Here is a 6,320-nt window from a genome sequence, read left to right as displayed (position 1 = left end):
AGCCCAAGGCCGCGATGGTCTACGAGGGCGACTTCGTCGCCGTCAACATCGCGGAGACCGACGCGAAGATCGGTACGGACGCCAAGGTGTTCCCGGGACCCGGCGGCTCACCCGGGAGCTGGACACCTTCGCCGAGCAGAACGCGACGACCACGTTGCCGGTGCCGATCGCACTGAACCAGCCGCCGGAGCCACTGCGGCTGGGCCCCTCGGACGACGCCGAGTGGGCCGCGTTCGCCGCCGGTACGGTGCTGGCGGCGGCGGCCGACGAGGCGCACGGGCTCGCCCCCTCCCGCCGGATGCGGGACGCGGTCGACCGCGCGTGGAACGCGCTGGCCGCCAAGGTCGCGGCGGCCAGTGAGCGGGCGCCGGAGGTGGAGGCGGCGGTGCTGCCGCTGCGTGCCCGGATCTCGGTGCGCGCCGGGCTCGGCAATCTCGCCGCCGGGCTGCGGCCCCCCGCCACCGGTCACGACAACCCGCACTACTTCGACGACGCCGCCTGCGTGCGGGCCGCGGTGCTCGCGGTGGTGCACCCGGGCGATCCGGCAGCTGCCGCGGCGCTCGCCGAGTTCGACGCCCGGTACACGCAGGACGGCGACGGGGTGCACGGCGCGCGGGCCGTCGCCGCCGCCGTCTCCGAGGCGCTCGTCGGGGCGGACGTGCGGACGGTGGTGGACGCGGCGCTCGCGCAGCTGCCCGAGGGCACCGAGATCGCGCGCAACGCGGTGCACGCGGTGCGGCTCGCACGGGAGTTCGCGGACGAGCCCGCAGGGGCGTTCTCGCTCGTCCCGGTGCTGGAGCACCAGATCGTGGACCACGTCTACAGCTACGGGATCGCGGCCGCCGAGACGGTGCCGGTGGCGCTCGCGCTGACCACCGCGGCCCGGGGCCAGATCGCCCAGGCGGTCCCGGCGGCGGCCTGTCTGTCCCGGGTCGCGGACTCGGCGCCCGCGCTCGCCGGGGCGCTGACCGGGACGCTCGGCGGCATCCGGACCGTGCCGTCCGGGTGGCGGGAAGCGTGCCGGACGCTCGCCGGGTGCGCGCTGCCCCGGCTCGCGGGCACCGATCTGATCGAACTCGCCGGGCTGCTCGCAGCCACGGAACAGGCCGCCACGGGTGGACAATTCAGCCATGATCCCCACAGCAAGTACTCAACACCCCGTATCGGACACGCTTTCCCTCGATGAACGTGTGAGCGGAGCCCTCGTCGGCGCCGCCGTCGGCGACGCGCTCGGGGGGCCGGTCGAAGGCTGGACCTCCGAGCAGATCGCCGAGCGGCACGGCGGACGGGTGCACGGGATCGTCGGCCCCTGGTACGGCGACGACTGGCGCACCGCCCGCCCGATCGCCCCGTACCACAAGGGCGATGGGCACGTCACCGACGACACCCTGATGACCCACGCGCTGGTGCGGGTGTACGACGCGGTCCGCGACCACCTGGACGCGTACTCCGTCGCCACGCACCTGGTCCCGGACCTGATCTCCACCCCGCGCTGGATTCCGGAGCTGGAGGCGGAGGCGCTGCCGCTCCAGCGGATCTTCCTCGCGGAGAAGTGGCTCGTGGCGCGGGTGCACTACGGGCACGTCGATCCGCGCGAGGCGGGCAGCGGAAACATCGTCAACTGCGGTGCCGCGATGTACATGGCGCCGGTCGGGCTGGTCAACGCGGCGCATCCGGAGGCCGCGTACGCGGAGGCGCTGGAGGTCGCCGCGCCGCACCAGTCCAGTTACGGCCGGGAGGCGGCCGGGGTGTTCGCGGCGGCCGTCGCGGCGGCCTGCGTGCCGGGCGCCACGCCGGTCTCGGTGGTGGAGGCGTGTCTGGCGCTCGCCAAGGACGGTACCCGCGCGGCGATCGAGGCGGTGTGCGAGGAGGCGGCCCGGCACGGCGACCCCGAGTCGGCGCTGGTGCCGCTGCGGGAGGCGGTGGCCCCGTTCGACACGGTCGGCCCCGACTACCGATCCCCTTCGCTCGGCGCCCGCCGGCCGTCGCGGCTGCACTCCATCGAGGAACTGCCCGTCGCCCTCGGCATGCTGCTGGCCGGTGGCGGCGACTACCGCCGTACGGTGCTGGGTTCGGTGAACTACGGGCGGGACTGCGACTCGATCGCCACCATGAGCGGGGCGATCGTGGGCGCGCTGCACGGGGAGGCGGCGGTGCCCGAGGAGTGGGCGAAGACGGTCGCCGAGGCGAGCCGGCTCGACCTTCACGCCCCCGCGCGCACGCTGACGGCGGTGGCCCGCGAGGTGTTCGCCGCCGACACCGCCCGCCGCCGCGCCCACGAGGCGGCCTTCGCGGTGCTGGTGGGTGAGCGGTGAACGTACGGCTGACCTGGGTCCAGCCCGAGGACCTGATCGGGCACGAACTGCGCCAGGCCGGGCAGGACGGCCGGGACGCCTCGGAGATCGCCGGGCGGTGGTACGCGGCCGGGGGCCCGCCCGCACCGGAGCGGGCCGGCGCCTCGGAGGTGCCCGCACCGCCCCGACTGCGGGCACTCGCCGAGCGGTTGCTCGACGAACTCGCGGTGCTGGAGAGCCCGTTGGCGGCGCAGGAGCCCACCGATCTCGCGGACGTACGGGCGCTCTGCCCGCGCTGGCCGGCTCCGCCCGCCGGCCGACCCGTCCCCGACCTGGCCCGGCTCCACGCCGGATGGCTGGGCCGGGCGGTGGGCTGTCTGCTCGGCAAGCCGGTCGAGAAACTCCCGCTGGAGGGCATCCGCGCACTCGGCCGGGCGAGTGGCAACTGGCCGCTCACCGACTGGTTCACCGCCCGGGGCGTGCCGGACGGGCTGCTCGCCGCGTACCCCTGGAACCGCCGCTCCGGCCCCACCTCGCTGGCGGAGAACATCGACGGGATGCCGGAGGACGACGACCTCAACTTTCCTCTGCTGACGCTGCTGTTGCTCCGGCGTCACGGCCGCGATTTCACCACCGGCGACCTCGCGCGGCTCTGGCTGGACGAACTGCCGGCCGGCCGGGCCTTCACCGCCGAGCGGATCGCCTACCGCAACCTTCTGGCCGGGGTGGAGCCGCCGCACACGGCCCGGTTCCGCAACCCGTTCCGGGAATGGATCGGCGCCCAGATCCGGGCCGACGTGTACGGCTGGACCTGCCCCGGCGATCCGGGCGCGGCGGCGGAGCAGGCGCACCGGGACGCGGTGCTCACCCACACGGCGAACGGCGTGTACGGGGCGATGTTCACGGCGGCGGCGCTGGCCGAGGCGACCGGCGGGGCGAGCGACGTGCACGGGTGCCTGGCCGCCGGGCTGCGCGTGGTGCCGCCCGGGTCCCGGTACGCCCGTGCGGTACGCCTCGGCATCGATACGGCCGAGGCGGCACGGACGGGCCGGACCCCGGGGGGCTTCGACGCGGTCGCGGACCGGCTGCACGAGGCCTACGCGGCCACCCACCACTGGGTGCACGTGCTGCCCAACGCGGCGCTGCTCGCCGCCGCCCTCACCCACGCCGACGGCGACTTCACCCGCTCGGTCGGCAACGCCGTGATGGGCGGCTGGGACACCGACTCGAACGGGGCGACCGCCGGGTCGCTCGCCGGGCTGCTGGCGGGCGGCCCGGACGCGCTGCCCGGCCACTGGACCGCCCCGCTGAAGAACCGGCTCGCCACCACGGTGGCGGGTTTCGACGGCATCGGCTTCGACACCCTCGCCAAGATGACCTATCAGGAGGCACTGACCCCATGACCCGCATCACGATGCTCGGCAGCATCAACATGGTTCCGGTCGCCTGTGTCGCGCGGGCGCCGGCACCCGGCGAGACCGTCGCCGGCAAGGAGTTCCGTACCGTGCCCGGTGGCAAGGGCGCCAACCGGGCGGTCACCGCCGCGCGGGCGGGCAGGGAGGTCACGAGCGACGGCGCGGTCGGCGCCCACGGCTCGCAGCTGCGGGGCTGCCCGTGCGCGGCCCGGGGCGCCGAGCCCGTGCCCTTCGCCGCTCCCGAGGTGAACACGGCCGGCACGACCGGCGCGGGCGGCACGACCGGCGCGGGCGGCACGACCGGCGCGGGCGGCACGACCGGCGCGAACGGCGCGGGCGGCACCTTCGTCGGGACGCCGGCCGCCGCCCTCCGCGTCCAGAAGCCCGGCGCGTCCACCTCCATGCCCTACCGAAGCGAGATCGATGCCGCATGACCGATTCCGGGACCACCCCCACCTCCACTCCTCTGTCGGGCCTGCGGGTTCTCGACCTCGCCACCCTCTTCGCCGGTCCGCTCGCGGCGACCATGCTCGGTGACTTCGGCGCCGAGGTGATCAAGGTCGAACATCCGCGCAAACCCGACCCTTCGCGCGGCCACGGGCCCGCGAAGGACGGGGTCGGTCTCTGGTGGAAGCTGCTGGGCCGCAACAAGCGCAACCTCACCCTGGACCTGTCCAGCCCCGGCGGGCGCGAGGTGCTGCTGCGGCTGGCCGCCGAGACCGATGTGATCATCGAGAACTTCCGGCCCGGCACCCTGGAGCGCTGGGGCCTCGGCTGGGAGGAGCTGGAGGCGGTCAACCCCCGGCTGGTGCTGACCCGCGTGACGGCCTTCGGGCAGTTCGGCCCGTACTCGCACCGGCCCGGGTTCGGGACGCTCGCCGAGGCGATGAGCGGGTTCGCGTCGATCACGGGTGAGCCGGAGGGCCCGCCGACATTGCCGCCGTTCGGCCTCGCCGACTCGATCGCGGCGCTGGCCACCGCGTACGCCGTGATGGCCGCGCTCGCCGGGCGCGACCGCACCGGCCGGGGGCAGGTGGTCGACATGGCGATCATCGAGCCGATCCTGACGGTGCTGGGGCCGCAGCCGCTCTGGTTCGACCAGCTCGGCCATGTCCAGCAGCGCACCGGCAACCGCTCGCGGAACAACGCCCCGCGCAACACCTACCGCACCTCGGACGGCCAGTGGGTCGCGGTCTCCACCTCGGCGCAGTCGATCGCCGAGCGGGTCATGCGACTGGTCGGGCGCCCCGAGCTGATCCACGAGCCGTGGTTCGCGTCGGGCGCGACCCGGGCGGAGCACGCGGACGAGCTGGACGGGGCGGTCGGGTCGTGGATCGCCCGGCACACCCGGGACGACGCGCTCGCCGAGTTCGAGAAGGCGGAAGCGGCCATCGCCCCCATCTACGACGTGCGGGACGTGATGGAGGACCCGCAGTACCGGGCGCTGGACAGCGTCACCGAGGTGGACGACCCGGAGCTGGGGCCGCTGCGGATGCAGAACGTCCTGTTCCGGCTCTCGGAGACACCGGGCTCCATTCGGTGGGCGGGCCGCCCGCACGGGGCCGACACCGAGGAGATCCTCGACGAGCTGGGCCTGTCCGGCGAGCGGATCGCGGCGCTGCGCTCCGAGGGTGCGCTGTGACGGCGGCCGAGGCGCGTCCCCGCGCCGCCGCGCCCGTCCCGCCCGGCGACGGCTCCCCGCACGACCCGTACGACACCACTCCGGTGCCGCTGACCTGGCTGTACGTGCCGGGCGACCGACCGGAGGTGGTGCTCAAGGCACTGGGCGCCGGCGCGGACGTGGTGATCGTGGACCTGGAGGACGCGGTCGCCCCGGGCCGCAAGGAGTACGCCCGGTCGGCCACCGCCGAGCTGCTCACCGACTCGGTGACCACGGCCGAGGACGCCGTACCGGTTCATGTGCGGGTGCACGGGGAGGACGACGTGCGGGCTCTGGCGGGGCTGCCGGGGCTGTCCGGGATACGGCTCCCCAAGATCACGCACGCGGTGTCCGTGCACCATGTGGCGGCTCTGGCCCCCGGTGTGCCGCTCTATCCGCTGCTCGAATCGGCGCTCGCGATCGAACATGCGTACTCCATCGCCTCGGCCCATCACGACGTGCGGGGCATCGCGCTCGGGGAGTCGGACCTCCGGGCCGATCTGGGCGTACGGGACGACGTCGGGCTCGACTGGTCGCGCAGCCGGATCGTGGTGGCGGCGCGGGCGGCCGGTCTGGAGCCGCCGACGCAGTCGGTCTTCCCCGACGTACGCGATCTGGACGGGCTGTGGGCCTCGTGCGGCCGGGGCCGGGCGCTGGGGATGCTGGGGCGGGCGGCGATCCACCCCCGGCAGCTGCCGGTGATCGAGCGGGCTTTCCGGCCGACCGATCAGGAGCTGGAGGCCGCCGAGGAGATCGTGGCCGCGGCCCGTACGGACGCGGGCGCGCTCGCGCTCCCGGACGGCCGGTTCGTGGACGCGGCGGTGGCCGCCGCCGCGCACCGCACCCTCGCTCTCGGGCCCCTTCGCGGACGCGGCGTCCGCCGGTACGTCCTCCCGCGCCCTCGGCCTGGTCATCGCCGCCACTGAATAGGTGTGTGAAGTTTCAAAAATG

General features: G+C 74.8%; 4 protein-coding genes and 2 pseudogenes. All 6 read left to right on the top strand.

Annotated features, from left to right (window positions below; genetic code table 11):
* Positions 1-97: 97 nt before the first annotated feature.
* Positions 98-1,186: pseudogene (locus ACWD3D_RS32020) on the top strand (ADP-ribosylglycohydrolase family protein); the annotation flags it as partial.
* Positions 1,131-2,315 carry an ADP-ribosylglycohydrolase family protein gene (locus ACWD3D_RS32015; RefSeq protein WP_451464241.1) on the top strand — a complete coding sequence of 395 codons (1,185 nt, stop codon included), beginning with the start codon at positions 1,131-1,133 and terminating at the stop codon, positions 2,313-2,315. The pseudogene ACWD3D_RS32020 and the gene ACWD3D_RS32015, both read left to right, overlap by 56 nt.
* On the top strand, positions 2,312-3,697 hold the full coding sequence (locus ACWD3D_RS32010) for an ADP-ribosylglycohydrolase family protein (RefSeq protein WP_451464240.1): 1,386 nt from the start codon (positions 2,312-2,314) through the stop codon (positions 3,695-3,697). The genes ACWD3D_RS32015 and ACWD3D_RS32010 overlap by 4 nt, the downstream gene beginning before the upstream one ends.
* Positions 3,694-3,900, top strand: a pseudogene (locus ACWD3D_RS32005) (PfkB family carbohydrate kinase); the annotation flags it as partial. The gene ACWD3D_RS32010 and the pseudogene ACWD3D_RS32005, both read left to right, overlap by 4 nt.
* Positions 3,901-4,139: 239 nt before the next feature.
* The gene (locus tag ACWD3D_RS32000) at positions 4,140-5,351 is read left to right on the top strand and encodes a CaiB/BaiF CoA transferase family protein (RefSeq protein ID WP_451464239.1); all 1,212 of its coding nucleotides are present in this window, start codon (positions 4,140-4,142) and stop codon (positions 5,349-5,351) included.
* An 83-nt stretch (positions 5,352-5,434) separates the two neighbouring features.
* Positions 5,435-6,295, top strand: coding sequence for an HpcH/HpaI aldolase/citrate lyase family protein (locus tag ACWD3D_RS31995; RefSeq protein WP_451464242.1), 861 nt, complete (start codon positions 5,435-5,437; stop codon positions 6,293-6,295).
* The last annotated feature ends 25 nt before the right edge of the window (positions 6,296-6,320 follow it).

This window comes from Streptomyces sp. NPDC002690 (genome assembly GCF_053592415.1).
Note: the sequence above shows the minus strand (reverse complement) of the source record. Positions and strands in the feature narration are given on the sequence as shown.